We start from the raw sequence: 25,075 nt of genomic DNA, 5'->3' as shown, positions 1-25,075 counted from the left end.
CCCGTCAGGCACATGCTAGTGTCTCTGCATGCAAATAAAAAAACTCCCTGTTCTACCGCGCCAGCGCATCGTCGCCATCGACGCCTTGCGCGGCCTGACGTTCGTTGTCATGCTGTTCGTGAACTGCCTGTCGGGCGCCGACGGCGTCCCTTACGGCATCCAGCACATGGCGGCCAGTGTTGACGGCATGAGCCTGGCCGACATCGTGTTCCCGGCGTTTCTGTTCGTGGTCGGTACCTCGGTGCCTTTCAGCCTGAATCACCGGCTGGCAATCGGGGGCAGTATGGGCCAGACCCTGCGCCAGGTTGCGGCAAGGGCGTTTGGCCTGATCGTCTTCGGCCTGTTCATGGTCAACACGGAGGAGGGCTACAACCAGGCGGCAATGGGTATCTCCATCGAGCTGTGGGCCTTGTGCTTTTTTGGCGCGGCGCTGCTGGTATGGGGCACGCGCAGCAACCGCCTGCTGCGCTGGTCTGGCGTGGCGGCAATCGTGTTCCTGGCGCTGGTCTACCGCAGTGGTCCGGCCGGCGATGGCTGGATGCAGACGTCGTGGTGGGGCATTCTGGGCTGCATCGGCTGGGCGTACCTCGCCGCCAGCCTGGTGTATCTCGCCGGGCGTGGACGGCTGGCAGTGCTGGTTCTTGCGGCAGTGACCTGCGTGCTGTGGTTCATGGCCAGCCACGCTTTCGATGGCAACGAAGTCGTCGCCATGCACGCCACGCATACCTCCGTTGTGTTGTGCGGCGCCATCTGCGCGCTGCTGTTGTTTGATGGCGCACGTGGCGCCGATGGCAAGCGGCGGGTAGCGGCAGGTTTGGCAATGGCCTTGCTGCTGTCCGTGGCGGCGTACCTGCTGCATCACGTTTATCCCATCTCCAAGATCGGCGCGACACCGCCGTGGGCGCTGTATTGCGCGGCGCTGTGCAGCGGCCTGTTGGTACTGCTGTACTGGCTGACCACAATGCGTCACCTCACGCAATGGACTGCGCTGGTGCAGCCTGCAGCGGCCAATCCCCTGGTGACTTATCTGCTGCCGATCGTGCTGGCCACGCTGATGCGCTACCTGCATCTGCACTGGTGGCCGGTGCTGATGCATGGCGGTGTTGCCATCGCTTTCGCGCTGCTGTTTTCTTCAGTGATCGTGGCGGTCGTCGCTGTCCTGAATGTCTATAACGTTAAACTGAAACTCTGAGATGTCGAATCCTGCTTCCCCGCGCTATCTGGCGCTGGACGTCTTCCGCGGCCTGACGCTGGCGCTGATGATTATTGTGAATACCCCTGGCGGTGAAAACAGCTATGCGCCGCTGGAGCACGCGCTCTGGCATGGGTTCACGCTGACGGACCTTGTCTTCCCGTCCTTCCTGTTTGTGGTGGGCGCTGCCATGAGCTTGAGCATGAAGAAGTTCGAGGCCCATAGCGAGGCGTATTTCCTCAAGCGCGTGCTCAAGCGCGGTGCGCTGATTTTCTTGTGCGGCTATCTGCTGTACTGGTTCCCGTTCTTTACGCCGGACTTCACGCTGGCGCCGTTCGCGCATACCCGCGTCATGGGCGTGCTGCAGCGGATCGGCCTGTGCTACGTGTTTGCCGCGCTGATCGTGCGTTATAGCGGCTTGCGCGGGGCCGCCGTATTCAGCGTGATCGCGTTGACGGGATACTGGTGGCTGCTGGCTTCCTTCGGTGACTACACGCTCAGTGGCAACGCCGTGCTCAAACTCGATCTGGCGCTGCTGGGCGCACCGCATCTTTATCACGGCGAGGGCATCGCATTTGATCCGGAAGGAATACTCAGCACCTTGCCATCCATCGTCAACGTGCTGGCGGGTTATGGCGCGGCGGTGTGGCTCCGGCAAAAGCGCCCGCTGACGCAGCTGGCGATGGCGGGAGCGGCCTGCCTGTTGCTGGCGTACGGATGGGACGCGCTGCTGCCGATGAACAAAAAGCTGTGGACCAGTTCCTTCGTGGTCTGCACCGTGGGCTGGGATCTGATCATCCTGGCGGTGCTGTCTGCTGTTATCGACAAGGCGGGGCTGCGGTCTGGCACATACTTTTTCGAGGTCTTCGGCAAAAACACGCTGTTCATCTATGTGCTGGCGGATGTCGCGGTGATTGTGCTGGCACGGCTGCACGTGGGCGGCGACATGCTGTACCGCTGGCTGTATCAAACCCTGTTCCTGTCGTGGTCATCGCCTTACAACGCGTCCCTGTTGTTCGCGGTGGCGTACATGCTGGCATGCTGGCTGGTGGCCTATGTGATGGACCGCCGAAAAATATACATCAAACTCTGAGGAGACTATGCGTACACGTTTATCCTGTCTGGCCATCGCAGCGGCCCTGTTGGCTGGCGGCGCTCACGCCGCCGAAGTGGGTTCCTACTACACCGGCTGGAGCATCGGCAAAGGCTTCCGGCTCAAACAGCTGGACCAGTCCGGGGCCGCAGCGGGCTACACCTACCTGGTGTATGCGTTTGAAAATGTCTACAAAATGCCGGATGGCGGTGTGCGTTGCGACAGTGGGCGCGATAGCGAGGACACGGCCAACGGCATGAACGCGACGCTGGATTATGCGCGCCGCTTTACGGCCGATGAATCGGTGGACGGCAGCGCCGACCGGCCAGGGCAGGCGCTGGCGGGTAACTTTAACCAGCTGGCGCAATTGAAGAAACGCCATCCCCAGCTCAAAGTGCTGGTGGCCCTGGGCGGCGGCGAATGGTCGCATCAGTTCCCGGCTGGTGCGGCGACGCCGGCGCTACGCAGTGCTCTGGTTTCGTCCTGCATCAACCTCTATTTGCGTGGCAATCTGCCCAAGCTGGACGGCCATGGCGGCATCGGTGCGGCTGCTGCGGTGTTCGACGGTATCGATCTGGATTGGGAACATCCCGGCCCGGACGACAAGGCCAATTTCACATTGCTGCTGGAGGAGTTCCGCCGCCAGCTCGATGCGCTGGGCAAGGAAAATGGCAAGCGCTATCTGCTGACCGCCGCCATCAACAGCACCGGCGACAAGATGCGCCATACCGATCCCGCTGCTTATAGCCGCTCGCTGGACTGGATCAACCTGATGACCTATGACTTCCACGGCGCGTGGAGCAAGCAGGGGCCGACCGGCTTCCAGTCCAACCTTTACTCCGATCCGGCCAGCGGCGACGCCAGCCCGCGTAGCGTGGATGCCGGCGTCAAGCGCTTTATGAAAGCGGGCGTCCCGGCAGAGAAAATCGTCGTTGGCGTACCGTTCTATGCGCGTGGCTGGAGCGGCGTCAGTCCGGCCAACAACGGCTTGTATCAGCCGGCGACCGGTGCGGCGCAGGGATTCGAAGAGGGCGCGGAACAGTATTCAACCATCGCAGCGCGCGGCCTGAAAGTTTTCTATCATCCGCTCACCAGACAGTTATGGACCTACGATAAAGGGACTTTCTGGACCTACGATGATCCGCGCGTGATCCGCGAAAAAGCGGCGTATGTGCGCAAGCAAGGCCTGCGCGGCCTGATGTCCTGGTCACTGGACCAGGATGATGCCGCCTTCTCGTTGTCGCGCGCGATGCAGGAAGTACGCCAGTGAGATTAAAACACGTTGTCGCCGGCGTCTGTATTGCCGGCGTGGTTGCTGCGGTGGGTGCGGCACTTGGCATGCAGGGCGCTACACCGGCGGGCCTGCCGGCGCGGATTCTGGCGGGCTATTATCCCGGCTGGTACGAGGCGCCGGTGCGCTTGCGTGACATCGAACCGCACTATGGCCTGGTGTATTTGTTTGCCGCGCGGCCGGTGGGCGGTGCACCCGGCAGTACTGGCGCCGTGTATTGGACGTCACCCGGGGATGGCCGTGGCGCCGCCGCACACTTCAAGGACGATCTCCAGTATGTACGCCGGGTGCAGGGCCGCAAGATCATCCTGTCGGTCGGCGGCGACGGCAACGGCATGAGTTTTCCCGACCGCGCCAAATCGCGCGCCTTCATAGCCAGCATCGCCGGCTTGCACCGCCAGTTCGGCGGCATTGATGGCCTGGACTGGAATACCTTCCAGGCCAACCAGCGCCCCGATACGGCCGAAATGATCTGGATCAGCCTTGAACTCAAACGCATGTATCCCGGCTTTATTATCAGCGCACCACCGGCGCCGTGGAGCGCCATCGACCAGCGCTTCTGCCGCGACATGCTGAACGCGGGTGCGCTCGACTACTGTGCGCCGCAGTACTACGACGGCCCCAATCTGGCCGACCCCGCGTATGTCATCGCCAACGTTGACCAGTGGGTCAAGCTGCTCGGCGCATCGCATGTGGTGGTGGGCTTCGGCATCAACAACGCTGCCAATTTCATGAGCGATGCACAGGTGGCAAGCACCTGGCGCGAACTGCAGCGCCGCCATCCTGACTTGCGCGGCGCCTTCAATTGGGAACTGGCGACGGATGAACGTCAGGGCTGGCCGTTTGCCCGCAAGATCGGACCGATGGTGCTGCAGGCCGCAGCGCCATGAGCGGGCGTCTGGCGCTGTGCCGACGTGCTTGCGTGTTGCAGGCACGGCACAGCAGCTCTGTAATGAATTGTAAAGAGATGCAGGTTTTTCGGAGCGATGGCGGCGACCATCAGGGCACATACGGCGGCTCCGTAAGGAAGTGTAAGTGCAGTGTCAGAGGTAAGTAGAAATAGTCAATCAATTCAGAAGCTTATGATTTTTATGATGATGTGGGCGCAGGTTTGTTGCGGCCACAAAGGCAGTGTTAGTGTTGAACCACGGATGCAAATAAACGCAAACAAGAGCAGTTAGGATTTCAATCAACAAAACAACAAGAGGAAAGAGCATGTTTGATTTGAACCGCAGGAAAACCCTCATCAGTTCTGCCGTTGCCGGGGCGCTGGCCATGCTGGCCGCACCAGGCTACGGACAGGAGGAGGCCAGCAAACCCAAGTCCGCCGATACCATTCAGGAGGTGATGGTGACGGCAACGCGTTACAGCACGTCGCTGCTGAAAACGCCGGTGGCAGTAACGGCCGTAACCCAGGAAGACCTGACGCGCCAAGGCGCGCTCAATGTGAAGTCGCTGTCCGGCGAAGTGCCCAACCTGCAGCTGGGCGGCGCGGTGGACGGCAGCTCCGGGGTACAGATCGCGATTCGCGGCGTATCGAATTCCGACTTCACCGAGATCGGCAACCCGGCGGTTGGCCTGCACGTTGCGGGTATTTATTCGCCGCGTCCGCAGGGCGCGCTGGCGCTGCTGTTTGACCTGGACCGGCTGGAGATTCTGCGCGGCCCGCAAGGCACGCTGTTTGGCCGTAACTCGACCGGCGGCAGCATCAACGTCATTCCGAACAAGCCTGTGATTGGCAGCAAGGAAGGCAGTGTTGAACTGGACCTGGGCAACTACAACCACCGCCAGCTCAGCGTGGTGCAGAACATTCCCGTCACCAGCGACTTCGCGTTGCGCTTCACTGCCATGGGCGTCAAGCGTGACGGCTGGATCAATCAGACGCAGGACAAGTACGACGTCAACATGCCATCGAAAGGCTTCCCGGCGGACGGCATTCCCGATACCGACCAGCGCCTCAACCGCAAACTCGACAAGAGCGACTACTACACCAACCGCAATCAGTGGGCCGCTCGCCTGTCCGGCCTGTGGAAGGTGAACAAAGACCTGCAATGGCTAGTCTCTTACGAAACCTACCAGAACAATGATGCAGGCGATCTGGCGCTCAAGGACTGCGCGCAGGCGGCGGGCACGCCTTACGCGTGCAAAGGCGGTAAATACGACGTTGCCATCAACGTGCCGGGCGTGACCGATATGTCGATCCGCACGCTGCGCTCCAATATTGTGTGGAATCTGAACCAGCAAACCGACATCGAATATAGCTATGCCCACGCGGTACAGCGCCGTTTCCAGCAGCAGGATAGCGATGCCGGTTACCAGAATATCGAAGCGGATGTCAACGCGACCGCAGCGGCCGGCGGCGATCACTGGCCGGTGGTGGACAACGCCACCTATACCCTGGGCTCCCGGTTTGCATCCGACGTGCACGAGCTGCAGCTGCGGCAGAATTTCGGCTCGCTGCGTTATGTAGCTGGCCTGTTCTACATGAAGGAGAAGAACAGCATCGACTTCGGCCAGGATTTCCTGAATCAGGGACCGAGCGGCTATCCGTACGCGAACTTCTACCATCAGCCCGACCGCCGCTCCGAATCCAAGGCAGCGTTTGCGCAATCCGACTGGCAGTTCGTCCCGGCCTGGAATTTCACGGCGGGCGTCCGCATGAGCAAGGACTCGCGGGCCGATAACAATGGCCAGTTCTGGGAAGCGTATGGCAAGGACTACTTCAATGGCATCCTCGATCCCGGCGGTCCGGGCACGCCGGGCTACACGGGCGTCAATTCCAGCCTGCTCAAGCCTGGCATGGGCGCTTACTATGGCAGCAGCGCATTTCCTGCTGCCTCGTCGATCAGCAACCACGCCGAGTCGTGGAGCAAAACCACCGGCCGCCTGGGTCTGACCTGGCAGATCAATCCGCGCAACATGGTGTACACCTCGCTGTCGACCGGCTACAAGGCGGGCGGTTTCAATGACCGCTTCAATCTGTGCGGCACCGAACTCGATGCCAACGGCAAGCCGTATGATTGCGCCTCCGGCCCACCGGGACCGCAGTATTCCTTCCTGCCGTACCGCCCTGAGACCGTCACCAATCTGGAATTCGGCTACAAGGGCAAGCTGCTGGATGACCGTCTGACGCTGTCTGCCACGGTGTTCTACAGCCGCTACAAGGACATGCAGGTCACCGGCCAGCATACGGTTGGCCGCAGCAAACGCACCTGCGACGCCGACCATCCGGCTTGCGATGCGGTGATCAGCTGGTGGTCGACGCAGAACGTGGGCCGCGCCGACATCAAGGGCCTGGAGCTGGAAGGGCAGTACCGCCCATGGCGTGATGCGCGCATCAGCTACTCGGCCTCGCTGCTGAGCGCAAAGATTGCGGACTATCCAACCTACAGCGACGACATCGGCTGCACCGCGCGCGCCGCGCAAGGCGTGACGCCATGCCCGGACTACTACACCGGCACCGATCCGTCGCTGGCGCAACTGCGTCCCTACAACGTGGTCGGCAACCACCTGCCGTATTCGCCGCCCAAGACCTTGAACCTGAGCTTCTCGCAGGACTTCTACTTCAACGACGGCTGGTCGCTGTCGCCCTGGATCCAGTGGCGCTGGCAGGACAAGATGTATTTCTCGCTGCGTAATCTCGATACGCCGCACCTGTCCGATGCCCAGCAGGCCTATAGCCAGGTGGACGCCTCGCTGCGCCTGAGCGCACCGGGCGGCTCGAAATTCCCATGGCACGCCGAACTGTATGTTCGCAATCTGGGCGACGTACGTGCCAAGACCTGGGCTGGTATCGGCGGCCCGCAGCAGACCTTCACCGTGGCGTCGTACAACGATCCGCGCATGTTCGGCATTCGCCTGGGCACCGAGTGGTAAGCGCCCCGGCAGTCTGATTCAACCCGTGGTAATGCAGCAAGCGGCGGTTCGTACGCGGACCGCCGTGGGGCGAACTCGCCCAGTCGTTCCTGATGAATACTCAACCTGGAGACTTTCGTGATTGCTACCAAAATTGTTTCGTCCCGGCTGCGCACCCTGGCCGCTTCCCTGTCACTGGCCGCCGCCGTACTGAGCGCCGATGCATCCGCCGGCGCTTTCGTACTGGCCTATACCGACGGCCAGCTGACCCAGTCCTACACCAATTTGCAGGCGTATTACGGCAGCCTGTCGGCGGTCGGCCTGGGCTCATCGTATGCGATGCTGGCCAACGGCAGCATCGACAGCAGCGGTGTTACAGCCACCACCAACAGCATCATCACTTTCGCCAAGAGCAAAAGCCTGCCGCTGTATCCCACCGTGTCGGATTACAGCAATTCCTACGGTGGCTTTGACCCGTCGGTAAGCAATGGCTTCCTGGCCACCGCCAGCGGCCGTGCGGCTGCCGTGACCAGCCTGGTCAACCTGGCGGTCAACAATGGCTTTGCCGGTATCGACATCGACCTTGAAGCCGTGCAGCCTGCCATGAAGACGCAGATGTCGTCCTTCATCAGCGCACTGGCGACGGCGCTGCACAACCAGAACAAAAAACTCATCATCAGCATTCCGCCGATGAGCGGAGACGGCCAGCCGGCTTACCTGGCGGGCTATGACTATGCGGCCATCGGCGCGGCGGTGGACTACTTCCAGCTCATGACGTATGACGAAGTCGGGCCAGGCTGGTCCTCCTCCAGCTCCGCTACCTGGCCAGGACCGGAAGTGGGCCTGGACTGGATGCAGGCCAAGCTGAGTTATGCGGTATCGCGCGTGCCGGCGGCCAAGGTGCTGCAAGGCCTGCCGACCTACGGCTATGACTACAGTACGGGCGCTATCGCTTACTGGAAGGGCGCGAACGGCGTCTCGGGCTACAACGATGTCATTGCGGCCCATGGCGCTACCAAAAAACGCGACACGCCATCGGCAACGCCATACGCTACCTGGGGCACCGTGGTGCAGCAGCCGGATGGCACCGGATGGAGCAGTAGCACCAAACAGCCGGTGCTCTGGTATGACGATGCGCAGAGCATTACCGCCAAGGCCGCGCTGGTGAACACCTATGCGCTGGGCGGCACCAGCGTCTGGGCCATGGGCTATGAAGATGGGACTTTCTGGAGTGCGGTGTCGGCAGGCCTGGGGAATGGTGGCGGCGGTACAACAGATAGCAACATCGCTACCTCCGGCAGTGGTTACGTGTGGACCGCTAATACCACTTCGACCGCAAACACCAACAAGGCGGCAGCGGCGGCAGTCAATGACGGCAACACCAGCACCAGCCTGACCCTCAACGGCGCGGGGGAAGGCGGAAACCAGAAATGGCAGGCGGCTGGCGTGACCTTCGCAGCGGCCAAGACCATTTCATCGGCCAAGTTCATTAACGGCGTAATTGACACTTATGGCAACGGCTATTTTGAAGCCGGATTGAGCTTGCAGTACACAAGCAACGGTACGACTTGGGTAGACTCTGGGTGGGCTGTGAGCCCGGCCTACCCGAACAGCGCATCGGCTGGTGGCGTGACCTACACCTTTAGCGGCACCGGCATCAGCGGCGTAACCGGGGTGCGGGTGGCGGGACGCACCGGCGCTTCGTCATGGAGCGGGTCGATCAAGGAGCTGCAGGTGCTGGGCCATTGAATTTATTTTAAGGAGTAATGCATGCGGTGCATGATGGTGGTTTTGCTGTCGGCAGGATTGAACTGGAGCGCGCCTTCGATGGCCGAGGAGTTGTATGTCGCGACTGCGCTGACAGCCGAGCGCAGTTTTACCGCCGGGATAGAAGGCCCGGCGGTGGACGCGGCAGGCAATATCTACGCGGTCAATTTTGGCCGCCAGCAGACCATCGGCATCGTCACGCCGCAAGGCGCCGGGCGCGTGTTTGCGCAGTTGCCCGGCGCCTCCGTGCCGAACGGCCTGCGGTTTGACCGCCAGGGAGCGCTGTATGTGGCCGACTACGTTGGGCACAATGTGTTTCGCATCGCCCCGGGTTCCAGCCTGCCACAGCTGTACGCCCATGAGGCGAAGATGACGCAGCCAAACGATCTGGCGATGACTGCGGACGGCGTGCTGTATGCCAGCGATCCTGACTGGGAACATAACACTGGCCGCGTGTGGCGCATCGACACGGACGGCAAGGTCAGCCTGGCGGCGGATGGCATGGGCACCACCAATGGCATTGATCTGAGCCCCGACGGCCGCACGCTGTACGTGAACGAGAGCGTGCAAAAGCTGATCTGGGCCTTCACGGTGGGGGCGGGTGGCGCATTGACGGACAAGCGCTTGCTGCACCGCTTTGAGGACTTTGGCATGGATGGCATGCGCGTCGATGTGGACGGCAATCTGTATGTGAGCCGCTTTGGCAAGGGCACGATCGCCAAGCTGTCACCGGGCGGCGTGCTGCTGCAGGAAATCCGTCTGCCCGGCGCGCGGCCCAGCAATCTGTGTTTCGGCGGTCCGGATGGCCGCACGGTGTATGTGACCGAGGTCGAACACCAGCGGCTACTGCAATTCCGGGTTGACCGTCCCGGCCTGGAGTGGCAGCGCATACAAGGCCGCCAGTGAGTCACCCGCGCCACGCAGACGGCATGTCGCTGATCGAGCTGCTGGCCGCGATGCTGGTGCTATCGCTGATGACCGTGATGGGGTGGCGCGCGCTGGACGGCATACTCGCTTCGCGCATGGCACTGAACGCGCAGCTGGACGCCATGCGCGGACACCAGCTGGCCTTTGCCCAGCTGGAGGCTGACTGCGCGCAGCTGGTACGAAGCGCGGCGCTGGATGGACAGCCGACGCTGTCCGCCGCGCCGGGACGGCTGGTGATGCTGCGTAGTGTCGTTGTTGACGGCGGTGCCGATCAGATGCAAGTGGTGGTCTATCACACCGACGGCGCTCAGCTGATCCGCAGTACCTCGGCCGCCACGCGTGATATCGAGCAGCTGCGAGCTGCCTGGCAGGCGGCAATTGCCGGTGTGGCGCCGCAGGCCGGCGCCGCGCTGGACCAGCAGGTGGCGGCAGTGGAGCTGCAAACCTGGAGCGGCGGTGCATGGCAGCCCATCGCGGCTGCTGGTGGCGTGAGAATACGTACCCGGCGCGTGGTCAGACCACCGTCGGCGGATGTACCTGGTCTGCAGGTGATACTGCACCCGGCCGGCAGCGTTGCCCCGCTGGTGCGGATGTTCATGCTGGGAGCAGGCTAATGCAGCACGGTGGCAGCCGCCGTCAGCGCGGCATCGCAATGGTTACTGCGTTATTGATTACCACGCTGGCGGTGAGCGCGGTCGCCAGCCTGTTCTGGCATCAGCAGGTCCAGGTCCGCATGATGGAAAACCAGCGCCTGCATGTGCAGACGCAGTGGGTGCAACGCGCGGGCCTGGACTGGAGCCGGCAGATATTGCGTGACGATGGCCAGCGCTCCCCCGAACTGACGACGCTGGACGGTGTCTGGAATACGCAGCCCGCCGAAATTCGTCTGGACCGCTACTTCGACCGTGATCCAGGCGATGCGGTGGCGGCCAGCATTACCAGCCGGCTGGTGGATGCGCAGTCGCGCTACAACCTCGCCAACCTGGCCAACGGCAGCACGCTGAACCTGCCGGAAGTCCGCCTGTACGAGCGCTTGCTGGCCAGTCTGCAGCTTGATCCGGCGCTGGCCTTGCGCACTGCGCAGGTGATCGCTGCCAGCCAGCCGGGTGAGGGCAGTACCAGGCGCCAGGTGGCGCTCAAGCGTATCGATGAATTATCCAGCGTGCCAGGCTATACGCCGCCGGTGCTGGCCGCGCTGGCAGCTTTCATCATTCTGCTGCCTGCGCCTGCCGAACTGAATCTGGAAACGGCGGCGCCGGAGCTGCTGGCCGCCGCCACGCGCCTGTCCTTGGCGCAGGCGCGCCAGCTGGCGGAGCGCCGCCGCCAGGCGTATTTTCGCAGTATGGCGGAATTTCGCGCTGCGCTGCCTGATGGCTCGGTGCTGGATGGCGTGCAGGCCGGTTTGCGCAGCGACTATTTTCTGGTCGAGGGCAATATCCGGCTGGCGCATGCTGAACTGAATACCGTTTCATTGCTTTACCGGCCGCGTGGGAGCGCGGCCGCCATTGAGCTGGTCTGGTCCCGCGAGGAATGACTGGCCGGTGTTTTCATTTTACGTTTGAGGTGAGTATGCGTTTACAAATTGTGGTGTCATGCTGGCTGGGGATGATGGGGGCAGCATATGCGCAGCAGGTCGTGCCGCTGCCGGCACATATGCAGCGCAATGCCGGCGAGTTTGTGCTGACCTCCGCCACGCGCATCGTTGCGGATGGCGCGGCGCGGCCGGAGGCGCAGATGCTGCGCGACTATCTGCGTCCGGCCACGGGCTTTGATCTGCCTCTGGCGACGGCTGGCGGGACCAATGTCATCCAGCTTAAACTGGACAAGAAACTGGCCAAGCTGGGCAAAGAGGGCTATCGCCTCGCCAGCGACGTGCATGGGGTCACCATCACCGCGGCAGAACCGGCGGGCCTGTTCTACGGCGTGCAGACGGTGCGCCAGATGCTGCCAGCGGATATCTACCGCAAGGCGCAAGTACAGCGCCGCTGGCAGCTGCCTGCCGTCCGCATCGAGGATCAGCCGCGCTTTGGCTGGCGTGGCAGCCATCTGGACACGGCACGGCACTTCATGCCCAAGAGTTTTGTACTCAAACACATCGAGCTGCTGGCGCAGAACAAGATGAACGTATTTCACTGGCATCTGACGGACGATCAGGGCTGGCGCATCGAAATCAAGCGCTTTCCGCTGCTGACGCAAGTGGGCGCCTGGCGTAGCGAAACCCAGCTGACGCCGCGTCCCGGCGATCCACCGGGCCTGCGTTACGACGGCCAGCCGCATGGCGGCTACTACACGCAAGAGGATATCCGTGAAGTGGTGGCTTATGCGGCGGCCCGCCACATTACCGTGGTGCCGGAGATCGAGATGCCGGGCCACGCGCTGGCGGCGATTGCCGCCTATCCTGAGCTGGGCAACCAGCCGGCGACCCGGCTGGCAGTGGGCCGTGAATGGGGCGTGATCCGGCAAGTGTTCAGCCCAGAGGACAACACCATCCGCTTCCTGCAACAGGTGATGGACGAGGTGCTGACGCTGTTCCCCGGCCAGTACATCCACGTCGGCGGCGACGAGTGTCCCAAGACCGAATGGGCGCAATCTCCTGCGGCGCTGGCGCGCATGAAGACGCTGAAGCTGGTGCCGGCATCGGCCACGCTGGAAGACATCCAGCATTACCAGGACGCGCAAGGCAAGCCTGCCGAACATCCCGCACTGCATCAGCTGCAAAGCTGGTTCATCGGTCAGATGGACGCTTATCTTTCGCAGCATGGCCGCCGCCTGATCGGCTGGGACGAAATTCTGGAAGGCGGCCTGGCGCCGGGGGCGACGGTCATGAGCTGGCGCGGCGAGGAGGGTGGCCTTAACGCCAGCCGCGCCGGGCACGATGTGGTCATGACGCCCGAGCGCGAAACCTATCTCGATTACGCGCAGATCCCGGCCAACACAGAGGGCTACCGCGAACCGCCGGGAGCGCGTGCGGTCATCACGCTGGAGCGCATCTATGCCTACGACCCGCTGCCTGCGGCCATGCCGCCGGAACTGGCCGGGCATGTGCTGGGCAGCCAGGTGCAGTTGTGGACCGAATACATGAACGGGCCGCGCGAGGTGGAGTACATGGCCTGGCCGCGCCTGCTGGCGATGGCGGAAGTGTTATGGACGCCGAAACCACGCAAGGACTACAGCGGCTTCCAGCAGCGCCTGCCGTCGTCGCTGCAGCGTCTGGACGTACAAGACGTCAATTACCGTACTGCTGACGGCCCACGCTGGCCACGCTGAGAGGAGCGCCATGTCGCAAAAGAGTTATCAGATATTCCTGGCCGTGGTCAGCGGCCTTGCCGGCCTGCTGTACGGAATCGATATCGGCATCATTGATCCGGCGCTGCCTTATTTGAACCGTGCCACCAGCCTGTCGGAAAGCCAGTTGTCGCTGGTGGTGGCGGCGGTGCTGGGCGGCTCGATTCTGGGTTCGGTGGTGGCCGGCGCGCTGGCCGACTGGCTGGGCCGCAAACCCATGATGGTGATGAGCGCGCTGATGTTTGTCGGCAGCGTGGCCGTGATTTATCTGTCGCAGTCCTTTGTGCCGCTGTTGCTGGGCCGCCTGTTGCAGGGCACCAGCGGTGGCGTGATCGCCGTGGTGGTGCCCCTGTATCTGGCCGAATGCCTGCCCGCGACCCAGCGTGGGCGCGGCATGGCGGTATTCCAGTTCATGCTCACGGGCGGGATTGTGCTGGCGGCTTTCGTCGGCAACCATTATCTGGGCAACGCGGAGCTGGAAATCCAGGCGGCAGGCAGCGACCAGCAGCGCATCGTCGCGGCGGCCGACCATGCGTGGCGCAGCATGTTCCTGACGGTGATGTATCCGGGCGCCCTGTTTTTCCTGGGCTGCTGCCTGGTATCGGAGTCGCCGCGCTGGCTGATACGCCATGGGCGTGCAGAAAAAGCGCGCGCTGCGCTGGCACGCCTGCTGCCACCGCCGGCCGCAGCGGCGGAATTTGAGGATATCGGCAGTGCGCTGGCGGCGGAGCGCGCCCGGCCCAAGACGTCGCCGTTTACGGCGCTGACGGAGATGCTGACTGAACGCCGTTATGTGCTGCCATTCGTCCTGGCCTGCATTATCCTCGGCTGCAACCAGGCGACGGGCATCAATTCGGTGCTGCAGTTCATGTCGACCATTTTGCAAAAAGCCGGACTCGATCCGGTTTCGGCGGCGGGCTATGGCACGCTTATCAAGATCCTCAATTCAGTGATGACGGTGGTGGCGATCATACTGGTTGAACGCAAGGGCAGGGTATTCCTGCTGAAGCTGGGGACGGGCGGGATTATCGTGTCGCTAGGTCTGCTGGCGGTGCTGTTCTACCGCTTTGAGTCGCAGCGGGTTGACGTGCGCGCCGACGTGGCGGCGCTGGTCAAGGACAACCGTCTGGATTTCAACCTGGCGGATGCGCGCTGGGCTGGCCAGGGTGCGGTGCAACTGAGCATCCTGTATCAATACGGCGACCATCAGCAAGTCGCGGAAGCCTATACGCCGACCGATGCATCGCTGGCGGTGCTGGCGCGTGCAAGGTCGGAGCTGCAGGCGCTGCCCGCCGCGCAGCGTGCGTTGCTGGAGCAGGCGCAGCTGGCCTGGAGTGGACGCGGTGCAGCCGCGGCTGCAGATCAGGCGCAGCAGCTGATTGCCACGCTGCCGCCGGCATCGCGTGACGCGCTGAATGCGGCACGGCGCGTGTATGCGGCGCAGCATGTACAGGTGCAGGCCGCCGGCCCTGCTGCGGAACGGCTGCCGCTGCAGATCGTCCGCGCCAGCGTCGGCCCGACACCCAGCCGCGCGACCGGCCTGCTGGCGGCGCTGTGCATCGGCGGCTTTATCGCTTTCTTCTCGATCGGGCCTGGGGTGTGCGTGTGGCTGGCGCTGTCCGAACTGATGCCGACACGGATACGCTCGGTCGGCATGGGCGTCGCGCTATTGATTAACCAGGGCACGGGAACATTGATTGCAGGCGCCTTCCTGCCGATCGTCGGCAATTACGGCTTCCACCTCATGTTCCTGTTCTGGACCGCTTGCACCGTGGTGTACTTCGTGACATCGGCCTTCTTCCTGCCCGAAACCAAGGGCAAATCGCTGGAAGAAATCGAGCAGCTGTTTGCGCGGCCGGGGAAGACGTAGAACTACTTCTGCCGCTGGAGCGCAGAAATGCGCTCGGCTTGCTCGAAGACGCTGCGGGCAGTCAGGTTGATGCCCGATACCGGCAAGCCGGCGGCCCGCAGCGCGCCAACCAGCCATGAGTTGCAGTTGTTGAACATGCTGTAATTGCCGGTGGCCTTGTAGAACAGGTTCAGGTTGGCCACCTGCTTGCCGAGGTAAACCGGCTTGCCGTCCGCATCGGCGGCAATGCTGCGGTCAACGTAGGCAACCAGTTGCGCATAGCCGCTTTCCGTGACTGCCAGCGCGACGCTGTCTCCGGCTGCCACGCCCAGTGGTGGATTGGTCTCGCGGCCGCCTACCTGCAAGGCAGGATAGTCGGACGCCACCAGCGCCTTGACGGCCTGGCCCATGCTGGGGTGGTCTTCCACAAAATACTCGCCATCGCCCCAGCCGACCAGCATGTACTTGTGGTCCTTGAAATCGTGCCCCAATTTGGTGCTGCGGGCCAGGAAGGACGGGCCGTCAAACAGCAGCGCGGTATGCCAGCCGTACTGCACCACATGCACGGTGTACGGCGTTTTTTCTGCCGGCAGGTCAGCCCGGCTCGGGGTGCCGGCACAGCCGGTCAGGAATAAGGTGAAGGCGAAGAGGAAGCACTGCTGGATTGATTGCATCAAGAAAAACGGCCGAAGGTCAGAAATACCCACGCTACCACAATCACTGCCATGCCGGCCAGTGTCATACATGACCAGGTGAAGAAGCAGGCCGACAGCATGGTGGCCTGCAAACCGCGCTCAAACAAAAATCCCAGCCCGAAGTCGAACGTGGCCAGCATGCTCCAGCGGCGCAGGTAGACCGGCAGGTAGCGGCTCATGTATTTGTTGTGCTGCAGCGCCGCGTGGCGCTCAAACCGGTTACGTGCCGCATTGACGTCGCGGAATAGCCAGTCGAAGAAGATGAACCGGTAGAGCAGGGTGCGGAACGGTATGGCCGGCGGCTCTGGCGTTTGATTCTCTTGATTGGGCTTCAATATTTCCGTCATCTCGAGCTCTCCCGCTGGTTTGTGGGCCGCCATCCTGCTGTTTAGCATATACGCAACGGCGGCCAGCCTCAAGCGAATGTGGAGGCTGGCGTTGCCTACTTAACGCCAGTCGGCATTTCCTATCCAGCGCAGCGCGCTCAGCGACGGCATGAACAGGTACTCACCGCCGCGCAGGCGGTTGAAGGTGTTCACACCGTCTATCCGGCGGCGCACCGGCGTTTCCGGAATGGTGAAACTGCCTGGCGGCTCCTGCAGCCCCACGAGCGGGTCGCGCTCCTCGCCGAGGTCGATGAAGTTGCCGCGGTTGATCCATTCCTGCTGGAAGAACTCGATGGTGTCGTAGGCACGGGCGCTGATAAAAATGAAAAATATGCCGCTGTCGCCCTTGTCATCTTGCGCCGTCAGGCTGCGCTGCCACTTGGGACCAAAGGTCGAGGAGCGGCGAATGATCCGGTGGATATTGATGTCAGTGAGGATGGTCAGCTGGCTGTCACGCGGATTCAGGCGCCGCATATGCGCGGCGTGCGGACACAGCAGGCCGCGCGGGTCCTTGGAAAAATCGAAATCGTTATTCCGGCCGGGATCTGCGCCGAGGGTGGCATCGTCGTGGTCCGGCGACATCACCAGCGGGGCGCCGCTGCGCCAGCGGCCGACCATTTTGGCGGCCAATAATTCTTCGTCGGCCTCGCTGCTCGCCTGGTTGCGGATGAAGTCATTGAAGGCGCCGACCTGGCTTTGATACTTGCGCAGCACCACAAAAGAGCCGTTCCGGCCGAGCTCGGTTGGATCAGGCATGGCCACCGGCGCGCCCGTTTCGCTGTTTTCACCCAGGATGAACTCTCCGGCGGCGATGGCGCGTTCCTGTCCAGGCGTGGGCGCGATGCCGCTGCCGGCGATGGACGGCTGCGAAATGGAGTCGCGGAAGCCAAACGGATTCTTGGCATCGGCGTCGGCGCCGAAAGCATGCTGTGCCACCAGCGTGACGCCGTGCGAGCGGCCCAGTTCGTCCATGGCCTTGGCTTTTGCCACGTCCAGCGCGGCCTGGTCGCGCGCATAAATCGTCAGCGCCAGGTGGCAGGTGCCCGGCTGGAATGCCGGGTCCCAGTGCTCCGGTGCGTTGCTGCCGACATCGCGCAGCTGCTCGGAACGCTGCGCCATGCCTTGCTGGAACGGCAGCGGGAAGCTGTCCAGCGAAGCCTGCGGCACTTCCAGCGCCTTCAGGCCCTGGAAGCTTAGCGCCATGCCCATCCAGGCTTCGCGGTCATCGGTCCAGCCGGCGGCTGATGGAATGTGTTCCGCCATGCGGCGTATCAGGTCACGTCCGCCTTCGGCGTCGTCGATATGCAGCATGGCATGCAGGCCGACATATGGCTCCGGGCGGGAACGCAGGATCAGGGCCTGGATATCATCGAGCGCCAGTGTGACGTGTTCGCGCTTGAAGCGCGCTGTGAGATCGGTGAGGAAAGCCATATCAGTAATCCACTCCTTTCGGCTGGGACAAGGCGGTACTCAACTGATTGAGTGCCTGGCGGGTGGCTTCGTCCTGCGGCGGCTGGCGCGACATCTGGTCAAGGAAGGCATTGAGCGCCTTGTCCATGCGCTGGAAGCGGCGGGTGTCCACCACCGTGACCTGCGGATTGGCGACAAACCAGCCCGCCGCGTCAATCTGATGGCCGGCGATGAAGTCTTTCACGGCCGGGCTGTCGATGCCAGGCCAGCCCTCGATATTGGCAAACAGCAGATCCATCAATTCCGGAATCTTGGTAGCGAAGTCGTTGATGTAGCTGTCCCAGTCGCCGTCGTAGGTGGTGGCGAACAGGATGCGCGTATCGTTGTCAAAGAACACGAAGCGCATATCGTGCAGCGTGGAGACCCGCTGCGCGCCATCCATATTGCCGTTGGTCAGGTCGAAAATCCGCCGCAGGCGCTCGGCGCCGCCAGGCTTGAGCGGCGCGATGGCCGTGAGTTCGGAGACGTTGCCGGACTGCTTGCCCGCGCGCCCGGCGGAGCTGGCGCTGCCCTTGAGGTCCGGGTTATGTTTGCGCACCAGGGCTTCCAGCGCGATTTTCGCCAGGTGGGGTGCATCATGGGCGACCGCGTCGATCTTGCGGCGGATGGCTTGCAGGGCCGATTCGTCGGCCAGGCGTGGGTCGGTACTGTGGTCAGTCATGGGAGTGTCCTTTCAATCGGGAATATCGGAAGCCTGGCCCGGCTCAACGCGCGGCTGCGCGTTCATCGCATGGCGGAAGGCAGTGGAGCGTTCGTAGGCAAATCGGCGGATACGCATGATGCCGCCAAGCGGCTGGTGCGCAACGATGCCGTTCCATGGGTTGAACGACAAGACGTCGTCACCATAGACCTGGCGCGCCGGATGGGCGGTGGACTGCGGCGCGAAGCGCAGCGTGGCAAGCGGGCGGTGCGGCGAGGCATGTTCCGGCCAGGTGACAGCGGCATCTTCCACCGGCATGCTGGCCAGATCGGTGCATAGCTGAGCCGACAGCGTGTACTCGGCGCCGTGCTGGGCAAAATGTGCTGCGACTGCATCGCGCATGCCTGCGTAGGCGATGTCGTCCACCGGCTGGCCGGTCAATTGGCGCACACTGGCCGAGCTGGGATGCAGTGCCAGCTTGGCGATGTAGTCGCCGAAGCGGATGGCGGCCTGGGTATGGTAGGTCTCGCCCAGCGGATGGTGATTGTCGCGCGCGAGTCCGTCCAGGGTAGCGCCCGGCGTGCCGCCCAATGCTTCGACCACCTGCTTGGCGCCGTGGGCGGTACCGGCCACCAGCCGTTGGAAGGTGTCGGGCGCATGGGCATTGGCCTCCAGCAGCGTCAGCATGCGTTTGTATTTGGCGATGGTGCCGAAGGCGAGGGCAGGGAAGTTCACCATCAGGAAGTCCTGGTTGTGGCCACCGATATCGGGCGTCAGCCGCTCACCTTCGACGCCGATGATCTTCAGCGCAAAGCCACGCGCTGCCGGGATGGCATCGGAATGGATATCGCCCGGCGCCGACGACAGCCTGGCGACCACGTCGTAGGTGCGCGGCTGGGCGAACAGGCCCTGGCGCAATTCGTCGGGCAAATCGGCATGCACCGTGAGCTGCCCTTTGAGCAGGCCGTTCGACTTGGCATGGGCATCGCGCAGTGCATGGCGGTGGCGTTCGAAGGCGCAGCGTGAGGTGGCGCCCATCTGTTCAACGATCTGGTTGATGAGTGTGCGCTCTTCTTCATCGATGACTTCAATGTCTGGTGTGTAAAGTATGGGGCTCACAATTTCCTCGGTAGTTGGGATTGAAAACGCACGATGGTGCTTTTTTTGTTTAAAAAAATGGCGTTGCTTTAGGCGGACATGGCGTACTGGCGGCAGTGCTCCAGATAGCCCGCCTCGTGGCTGGCGACCAGTTGCACCACGCTTTGCCACAGCCATTCCGGCGTGCCGGTGATCTTGCCGGGATTGGCCATCAACTCCTGCAGCCACTGGGCGCGGACGCCACTGTCCATTTGCGCGGCGTGGGCGCGGCCGACCACGTAGGCCAGGTAGCTTGCGGTGCGTACCGCGTCATGGATATCGAGCTGCTCAATTTCCAGTTTCAGGTCTTGCGGCATCAGCTGGCGCACGAATACGCCGCGCTCCATGAAGCGGCGCGCCACCATGCGCTGCCCCAGCGAGGGCGACAGGTGGCTGGCGCCTTCAACCACGCGCCGGGCGTTATCGCGCGGCATGCTGATGCGGCGGTAGCGCGGACTGGTGGCCGCCACCGCTTCCTTGATGTCGACCAGGCAGTGCGCGCCATTGAAATCCACCAGTACCGCGTAGCGCAGCAGGCCTAGCGAGCTGCAACCCTTGACCCAGTAGGCGGCATCCAGCACGGTGGCTTGCGGTGCCTCGGCGTCGGTGTCGCCTACAGCACGGCTGCCGGTGATGTGCTCCATGACGAGCGGGTCGGCAAACAGCTCTGCAATGGCGGCGCGTTCCGCCTCGCTCAGGGGCCAGAAGTTCTTGCCGAGCGGGATAGTCTGGCGCACGTCGATGGCGCGCTCCCGCGCCAGCATGCGCCATGACCGCTGCTGGGCGTGGCGCAGCGCGGACTTGACCACGCCAGGCTTGGCGACCAGGCCATCGTGGCCGGGATAAAACGCCCGCTGGTATCCGAGCAGCATGTGCTGTAGCATATGCGCTGTGACCACGCCCGGCAGCGACGAGCCCCGTGCCGCTGTTGCCAGTGACAGGCCAAGCCGGATCAGATCATGGGTGGGGTTGCCGATGGTGGTCTGGTCGAAATCGCGTAATTCGAGTTGCACCTTGCCGTCGAAATCGGCCACTGGCCCCAGATTGCCCACGTGGCAGTCGCCGCAGATCCAGATCGCCGGCCCACGCGGCAGCCGTTGTCCTGCCAGCGAGTGCAGCCAGTCGTAATACTGTGCGGTATTGCCCCGTACATAGGCATGCGGCGACCTGGCCATTTTGGCGTCGCGTCGCCGTAGTAACAAAGGGCGCCGTTGTTCCGGGGCGGGCAGGGTAGATGGCCTGGAGGAGTATGTTGGTGTTTTTGCCATGAACACGATTCTGCCCGGACTCCGCCGGCGTCACTGTGCGTAGCCCAACAGTAGAGCTCAAGTGCTTTTGTGCATCGAATGTGGCAAAAACTGCGGTGGCGTCTCCTATTATATGTCTTATATAAGAGTTGTTGATGTACAATAGCGCTCAGAACAGGCGGTCGCTCATTGCCTGCCCTGCAATCAACCTGACGAGATCTCTTATGTTAGCTGCTTATCGTGACCACGTTGCCGAACGTGCATCCCTTGGTATTCCTCCGCTGCCGCTGTCCGCAGCCCAGACCACCGACCTGGTGGAACTGCTGAAGAACCCACCTGCCGGTGAAGAACAATTCCTGGTCGATCTGATCACCAACCGCGTACCTGCGGGCGTGGACGATGCCGCCAAGGTCAAGTCCGCCTTCCTGACCGCCGTTGCCAAGGGCACCGAAACCTCGCCGCTGATTTCGCGCGAACTGGCGACCCAGCTGCTGGGCACCATGCTGGGCGGTTTCAACATCAAGCCGATGATCGATCTGCTGGATGACGCGGTGGTCGGCGACGTCGCCGCTGAAGGCCTGAAGAAAACCCTGCTGATGTTCGACTACTTCCACGACGTCAAGGAACTGGCCGACAAAGGCAATGCGCGCGCCAAGGGCGTGCTGCAATCGTGGGCGGATGCCGAGTGGTTCACCTCGCGTCCGGAAGTACCACAGAGCCTGACCCTGACCGTGTTCAAGGTTTCCGGCGAAACCAATACCGACGATCTGTCGCCAGCACCTGACGCCACCACCCGTCCTGACATTCCGATGCACGCACTGGCGATGCTGAAAAATCCACGCCCAGGCATCAATCCTGAAGAGCCAGGCAAGGTCGGTCCGCTGAAGCAGCTGGAAGCGCTGAAAGCCAAGGGCAACCTGGTGGCCTACGTTGGCGACGTGGTCGGTACCGGTTCGTCGCGTAAATCCGCGACCAACTCGGTGCTGTGGTTCACCGGCGAAGACATTCCATTCATTCCGAACAAGCGTTTCGGCGGCGTCTGCCTGGGCACCAAGATCGCTCCTATCTTCTACAACACCATGGAAGATGCGGGCGCACTGCCGATTGAGCTGGATGTGACCCAAATGGAAATGGGCGACGTGATCGAACTGCGTCCATACGAAGGCAAGGCCCTGAAGAACGGCGTTGTCATCGCCGAATTCAAGGTGAAATCCGACGTGCTGTTTGACGAAGTCCGTGCCGGTGGCCGTATTCCGCTGATTATCGGCCGTGGTCTGACCACCAAGGCGCGCGAAACGCTGGGCCTGCCAGCATCGACGCTGTTCCGCCTGCCGCAGAACCCGGCCGACACCGGCAAGGGTTTCTCGCTGGCGCAGAAGATGGTTGGCCGTGCTTGCGGCATGCCAGAAGGCCAGGGCATCCGTCCAGGCACCTACTGCGAACCGAATATGACCACCGTGGGTTCGCAAGACACCACCGGCCCGATGACCCGCGACGAGCTGAAAGATCTGGCTTGCCTGGGCTTCTCGGCGGACCTGGTGATGCAATCGTTCTGCCACACTGCGGCGTATCCAAAAATCGTCGACGTGAAGATGCACCGCGAACTGCCAACCTTCATTGAAAACCGCGGCGGCGTGGCACTGCGTCCAGGCGACGGCGTGATCCACTCGTGGCTGAACCGTCTGCTGATGCCGGATACCGTCGGCACCGGCGGCGACTCGCACACCCGTTTCCCTATCGGTATCTCGTTCCCGGCAGGTTCCGGCCTGGTGGCGTTTGCCGCCGCCACCGGCGTCATGCCGCTGGATATGCCGGAGTCGGTACTGGTGCGCTTCAAAGGCGAAATGCAGCCAGGCGTGACCCTGCGTGACCTGGTCAACGCGATTCCGCTGTACGCGATCCAGCAAGGCCTGCTGACCGTGGATAAGAAAGGCAAGAAGAACATCTTCTCCGGCCGTATCCTGGAAATCGAAGGTCTGCCGAAACTGAAAGTGGAACAGGCATTCGAGCTGTCCGATGCGTCGGCAGAGCGTTCGGCTGCTGGTTGCACCGTGCACCTGGATAAAGAGCCGATCATCGAGTACATGACCTCGAACATCACGCTGATGAAGTGGATGATCGCCAATAACTACCAGGACAAGCGCACGCTGGAACGCCGTATCAAGGCCATGGAAGCATGGCTGGCCAACCCGAACCTGCTGTCGCCGGATGCGGACGCCGAATACGCAGCGGTCATCGAAATCGATCTGGCCGACATCCACGAGCCTATCGTCGCCTGCCCGAACGATCCGGACGACGTCAAGACCCTGGCTGATGTGGCCGGCGACAAGATCGACGACGTGTTCGTTGGTTCGTGCATGACCAACATCGGTCACTTCCGCGCGGCGTCCAAAGTCCTGGAAGGCAAATCGGATATCCCGGTGCGTCTGTGGATCGCACCGCCGACCAAGATGGATGCGCAACAGCTGACCGCCGAAGGCCACTACGGTACGCTGGGCCGCACCGGCGCCCGCATGGAAATGCCGGGCTGCTCGCTGTGCATGGGTAACCAGGCGCAGATCCGCAAGGGTGCTACTGTGATGTCGACCTCGACCCGTAACTTCCCGAACCGTCTGGGTCTGGAAACCAATGTGTACCTGGGTTCGGCGGAACTGGCGGCGGTGTGCTCGGCACTGGGCCGCATCCCGACCAAGGAAGAGTACATGTCGCACATCGGCGTGATCGACCAGAACGCTGACAAGATCTATCGCTACATGAACTTCGACCAGATCGAAGAGTTCCGCGCTGTCGCCGATACGGTCAAGGTCTAATCCGGTCTTCCGGCTATCGCCCAAAAGCCCCTGAGCAATCAGGGGTTTTTTTTCGACTATCAAAAAGATATCCATTGGCTGTAGACGGATGGGGGCGGGCCGCTGCTGGTTTTCCCTGGCAAAGCCCGTGGTGACGGGGCCTGCACCCCTCTTTGTACGCAACAGTATTTTCCTGGCGTCCTGCAAAAAAAGACACATTGCAAAAAAGGCTAGCATCTGCGAGAATTGGTAAACGCGAATCATTATCATTCCAACTCCTCACATATGCCCATGCCCATGACCACTGCTGTCGACATCCGTCAGCTCTTTATTGCATCCCGCACCCAATTGCGCGATGCAGCCGCGCGCATCCTGGGTTGCCGCCAGCGCGCCGAGGATGTTGTGCAGGATGCGTATGTCAAGCTGGCCGACGGTATCGAAGAGCTGCATATTTTGAATCCCGGGGCCTACCTGTTTCAGCTGGTGCGCAACCTGGCCATCGACCGTCATCGCCGCGCCGCTTTCGAGCAGCAGGTGTTTTCGCCGGGCGAGGAAGACTTGCAGCCCGGTTCGAACGTCACGCCGGAAGTGCAGGCCATCCACACCCAGGAGCTGGTCCGTGTGGCGCGTGCGCTCGACAAACTGCCGGAGCGCACCCGCGCCGCATTCGAGCTGCACCGCCTGGCCGGCAAAACCCAGCGCGAGGTGGCGGCCCATCTTGGCATCTCCACCACGCTGGTGAACTTTATGATCCGCGATGCGATGGAATGCTGCCGCGATGCCTTGCGGGCGGCCTGATAACGCCAGTTGATATAATGTGCCGGCGGCGTCAATGACGATGTCGTGCATCTCATATCGGCAAGGCCATGACGACAAATACAAACGCTGACCAGCATTGGCAAAGCGCCCTCGATTGGATACAACGCGAGCACGAAAATGCACTCGATGAAGCTGCGCTGGCCGAACTGGCGGCGTGGCTGAAAGCCTCTCCCGATCACCTCAAGGCATATGAAGAAGCGCGCCGCGTCTGGCTTGCGGCGGGCCTTGTGCCGCCTGCGGACAGGCAGGCCTGAACTGGCGCCGTAGCCGCTTTTTCCTTACCCATCGCAGTAAATTTCGCTTTGCCTCATGCGTCATAGGGGAGAGTAGTGCCGCTGGCCTTCCATGTCGGAATGCGCGGCGCTGCCATCACCATCATGAGGTTAGCGCATGTCCACCAGTTGTTTCGATCGTGAAGATGAAGTCTTCATCGTCCTTGTAAATCACGAAGAACAGTATTCGATCTGGCCGCAATGGAAAGCGGTGCCCGGCGGCTGGCGTGCCGTCGATGGCGTGCGTGGCAACAAGAAGAGCGTGCTGGAATACGTCGAGAAGACGTGGACCGATATGCGTCCGAAGTCGCTGCGCGACTGGATGGCCGAACAATCCAGCGCACGCTGATACGCGGGACAT

21 protein-coding genes are annotated in these 25,075 nt (G+C 62.2%); 15 read left to right on the top strand and 6 right to left on the bottom strand.

All coding sequences use genetic code 11. The features are described 5' to 3' along the window. The first annotated feature begins 28 nt into the window (after positions 1–28). The 11 genes from BUA36_RS06460 to BUA36_RS30925 all read left to right on the top strand — a co-directional run bounded on the left by BUA36_RS06460 (position 29) and on the right by BUA36_RS30925 (position 15,280). A complete protein-coding gene (locus BUA36_RS06460; RefSeq protein ID WP_072782497.1) occupies positions 29–1,192 on the top strand; it encodes a DUF5009 domain-containing protein in 1,164 nt (387 codons plus the stop codon). A gap of 1 nt (position 1,193) precedes the next feature. Beyond that, entirely contained in the window at positions 1,194–2,285 is a 1,092-nt protein-coding gene (locus BUA36_RS06455) for an acyltransferase family protein (RefSeq protein ID WP_072782494.1), read from the top strand. 7 nt (positions 2,286–2,292) lie between these two features. Continuing rightward, positions 2,293–3,555, top strand: coding sequence for a glycoside hydrolase family 18 protein (locus BUA36_RS06450; protein WP_072782491.1), 1,263 nt, complete (start codon positions 2,293–2,295; stop codon positions 3,553–3,555). Further along, positions 3,552–4,466, top strand: coding sequence for a glycoside hydrolase family 18 protein (locus tag BUA36_RS06445; protein ID WP_139260368.1), 915 nt, complete (start codon positions 3,552–3,554; stop codon positions 4,464–4,466). The genes BUA36_RS06450 and BUA36_RS06445 overlap by 4 nt, the downstream gene beginning before the upstream one ends. A 325-nt stretch (positions 4,467–4,791) precedes the next feature. Continuing rightward, entirely contained in the window at positions 4,792–7,452 is a 2,661-nt protein-coding gene (locus BUA36_RS06440) for a TonB-dependent receptor (protein ID WP_072782485.1), read from the top strand. Between the two features lie 117 nt (positions 7,453–7,569). After that, positions 7,570–9,180 carry a glycosyl hydrolase family 18 protein gene (locus BUA36_RS06435; protein ID WP_072782483.1) on the top strand — a complete coding sequence of 537 codons (1,611 nt, stop codon included), beginning with the start codon at positions 7,570–7,572 and terminating at the stop codon, positions 9,178–9,180. A gap of 21 nt (positions 9,181–9,201) precedes the next feature. After that, positions 9,202–10,104 carry an SMP-30/gluconolactonase/LRE family protein gene (locus BUA36_RS06430; protein ID WP_208861861.1) on the top strand — a complete coding sequence of 301 codons (903 nt, stop codon included), beginning with the start codon at positions 9,202–9,204 and terminating at the stop codon, positions 10,102–10,104. Positions 10,105–10,127: 23 nt separating this feature from the next. Then, positions 10,128–10,739, top strand: coding sequence for a PulJ/GspJ family protein (locus BUA36_RS30185; RefSeq protein ID WP_072782480.1), 612 nt, complete (start codon positions 10,128–10,130; stop codon positions 10,737–10,739). Beyond that, the gene (gspK, locus tag BUA36_RS06420) at positions 10,739–11,659 is read left to right on the top strand and encodes a type II secretion system minor pseudopilin GspK (RefSeq protein WP_072782478.1); all 921 of its coding nucleotides are present in this window, start codon (positions 10,739–10,741) and stop codon (positions 11,657–11,659) included. Before BUA36_RS30185 ends, gspK begins: the two co-directional genes overlap by 1 nt. A 35-nt stretch (positions 11,660–11,694) precedes the next feature. Further along, a complete protein-coding gene (locus BUA36_RS06415; protein ID WP_208861860.1) occupies positions 11,695–13,392 on the top strand; it encodes a beta-N-acetylhexosaminidase in 1,698 nt (565 codons plus the stop codon). Between the two features lie 10 nt (positions 13,393–13,402). Beyond that, positions 13,403–15,280 (top strand): MFS transporter, encoded by a 1,878-nt coding sequence (locus BUA36_RS30925; protein ID WP_072782475.1) that lies wholly within the window; start codon positions 13,403–13,405, stop codon positions 15,278–15,280. Positions 15,281–15,282: 2 nt separating this feature from the next. Here BUA36_RS30925 and BUA36_RS06405 read toward each other — a convergent pair whose 3' ends face one another. The 6 genes from BUA36_RS06405 to BUA36_RS06380 all read right to left on the bottom strand — a co-directional run bounded on the left by BUA36_RS06405 (position 15,283) and on the right by BUA36_RS06380 (position 20,855). Next, complete coding sequence (locus BUA36_RS06405) at positions 15,283–15,933, bottom strand: DUF2459 domain-containing protein (RefSeq protein ID WP_072782473.1); 651 nt, start codon at positions 15,931–15,933, stop codon at positions 15,283–15,285. Continuing rightward, complete coding sequence (locus BUA36_RS06400) at positions 15,933–16,301, bottom strand: hypothetical protein (RefSeq protein ID WP_072782470.1); 369 nt, start codon at positions 16,299–16,301, stop codon at positions 15,933–15,935. The genes BUA36_RS06405 and BUA36_RS06400 overlap by 1 nt, the downstream gene beginning before the upstream one ends. Positions 16,302–16,400: 99 nt before the next feature. Continuing rightward, the gene (locus BUA36_RS06395; protein WP_072782468.1) at positions 16,401–17,771 is read right to left on the bottom strand and encodes a Dyp-type peroxidase; all 1,371 of its coding nucleotides are present in this window, start codon (positions 17,769–17,771) and stop codon (positions 16,401–16,403) included. 1 nt (position 17,772) lies between these two features. Beyond that, positions 17,773–18,471 carry a hypothetical protein gene (locus BUA36_RS06390; protein WP_072782466.1) on the bottom strand — a complete coding sequence of 233 codons (699 nt, stop codon included), beginning with the start codon at positions 18,469–18,471 and terminating at the stop codon, positions 17,773–17,775. Between the two features lie 12 nt (positions 18,472–18,483). After that, positions 18,484–19,569 carry a catalase family protein gene (locus tag BUA36_RS06385; RefSeq protein ID WP_208861859.1) on the bottom strand — a complete coding sequence of 362 codons (1,086 nt, stop codon included), beginning with the start codon at positions 19,567–19,569 and terminating at the stop codon, positions 18,484–18,486. Positions 19,570–19,637: 68 nt separating this feature from the next. Further along, positions 19,638–20,855 (bottom strand): DUF2252 family protein, encoded by a 1,218-nt coding sequence (locus tag BUA36_RS06380; protein ID WP_072782463.1) that lies wholly within the window; start codon positions 20,853–20,855, stop codon positions 19,638–19,640. Positions 20,856–21,058: 203 nt separating this feature from the next. On the opposite strand from BUA36_RS06380, the gene BUA36_RS06375 reads away from it, so the two are divergent. The 4 genes from BUA36_RS06375 (at position 21,059) to BUA36_RS06360 (ending at position 25,063) form a co-directional block, all read left to right on the top strand. After that, on the top strand, positions 21,059–23,644 hold the full coding sequence (locus BUA36_RS06375; protein WP_072782461.1) for a bifunctional aconitate hydratase 2/2-methylisocitrate dehydratase: 2,586 nt from the start codon (positions 21,059–21,061) through the stop codon (positions 23,642–23,644). 276 nt (positions 23,645–23,920) lie between these two features. Further along, positions 23,921–24,421 (top strand): RNA polymerase factor sigma-70, encoded by a 501-nt coding sequence (locus tag BUA36_RS06370; RefSeq protein WP_072782459.1) that lies wholly within the window; start codon positions 23,921–23,923, stop codon positions 24,419–24,421. Positions 24,422–24,489: 68 nt separating this feature from the next. After that, complete coding sequence (locus BUA36_RS06365; protein WP_072782456.1) at positions 24,490–24,696, top strand: DUF4880 domain-containing protein; 207 nt, start codon at positions 24,490–24,492, stop codon at positions 24,694–24,696. Positions 24,697–24,832: 136 nt separating this feature from the next. Beyond that, positions 24,833–25,063, top strand: coding sequence for an MbtH family protein (locus BUA36_RS06360; protein ID WP_072782453.1), 231 nt, complete (start codon positions 24,833–24,835; stop codon positions 25,061–25,063). The last annotated feature ends 12 nt before the right edge of the window (positions 25,064–25,075 follow it).

Origin of the sequence: Duganella sacchari, from assembly GCF_900143065.1 — a bacterium.
GTDB classification, from domain to species: Bacteria; Pseudomonadota; Gammaproteobacteria; order Burkholderiales; family Burkholderiaceae_D; genus Rugamonas; species Rugamonas sacchari.
This window is presented reverse-complemented; position numbering and strand designations above follow the sequence as displayed.

What these genes read in the sequence shown, in the direction of transcription:
- BUA36_RS06460 (WP_072782497.1), top strand. Translation starts at nt 29, where the DNA reads ATGCAAATAAAAAAACTCCCTGTTCTACCGCGCCAGCGCATCGTCGCC.
- BUA36_RS06455 (WP_072782494.1), top strand. Translation starts at nt 1,194, where the DNA reads ATGTCGAATCCTGCTTCCCCGCGCTATCTGGCGCTGGACGTCTTCCGC.
- BUA36_RS06450 (WP_072782491.1), top strand. Translation starts at nt 2,293, where the DNA reads ATGCGTACACGTTTATCCTGTCTGGCCATCGCAGCGGCCCTGTTGGCT.
- BUA36_RS06440 (WP_072782485.1), top strand. Translation starts at nt 4,792, where the DNA reads ATGTTTGATTTGAACCGCAGGAAAACCCTCATCAGTTCTGCCGTTGCC.
- BUA36_RS06430 (WP_208861861.1), top strand. Translation starts at nt 9,202, where the DNA reads ATGCGGTGCATGATGGTGGTTTTGCTGTCGGCAGGATTGAACTGGAGC.
- BUA36_RS30185 (WP_072782480.1), top strand. Translation starts at nt 10,128, where the DNA reads ATGTCGCTGATCGAGCTGCTGGCCGCGATGCTGGTGCTATCGCTGATG.
- gspK (WP_072782478.1), top strand. Translation starts at nt 10,739, where the DNA reads ATGCAGCACGGTGGCAGCCGCCGTCAGCGCGGCATCGCAATGGTTACT.
- BUA36_RS06415 (WP_208861860.1), top strand. Translation starts at nt 11,695, where the DNA reads ATGCGTTTACAAATTGTGGTGTCATGCTGGCTGGGGATGATGGGGGCA.
- BUA36_RS30925 (WP_072782475.1), top strand. Translation starts at nt 13,403, where the DNA reads ATGTCGCAAAAGAGTTATCAGATATTCCTGGCCGTGGTCAGCGGCCTT.
- BUA36_RS06405 (WP_072782473.1), bottom strand. Translation starts at nt 15,933, where the DNA reads ATGCAATCAATCCAGCAGTGCTTCCTCTTCGCCTTCACCTTATTCCTG.
- BUA36_RS06400 (WP_072782470.1), bottom strand. Translation starts at nt 16,301, where the DNA reads ATGACGGAAATATTGAAGCCCAATCAAGAGAATCAAACGCCAGAGCCG.
- BUA36_RS06395 (WP_072782468.1), bottom strand. Translation starts at nt 17,771, where the DNA reads ATGGCTTTCCTCACCGATCTCACAGCGCGCTTCAAGCGCGAACACGTC.
- BUA36_RS06390 (WP_072782466.1), bottom strand. Translation starts at nt 18,471, where the DNA reads ATGACTGACCACAGTACCGACCCACGCCTGGCCGACGAATCGGCCCTG.
- BUA36_RS06380 (WP_072782463.1), bottom strand. Translation starts at nt 20,855, where the DNA reads ATGGCAAAAACACCAACATACTCCTCCAGGCCATCTACCCTGCCCGCC.
- BUA36_RS06375 (WP_072782461.1), top strand. Translation starts at nt 21,059, where the DNA reads ATGTTAGCTGCTTATCGTGACCACGTTGCCGAACGTGCATCCCTTGGT.
- BUA36_RS06370 (WP_072782459.1), top strand. Translation starts at nt 23,921, where the DNA reads ATGACCACTGCTGTCGACATCCGTCAGCTCTTTATTGCATCCCGCACC.
- BUA36_RS06365 (WP_072782456.1), top strand. Translation starts at nt 24,490, where the DNA reads ATGACGACAAATACAAACGCTGACCAGCATTGGCAAAGCGCCCTCGAT.
- BUA36_RS06360 (WP_072782453.1), top strand. Translation starts at nt 24,833, where the DNA reads ATGTCCACCAGTTGTTTCGATCGTGAAGATGAAGTCTTCATCGTCCTT.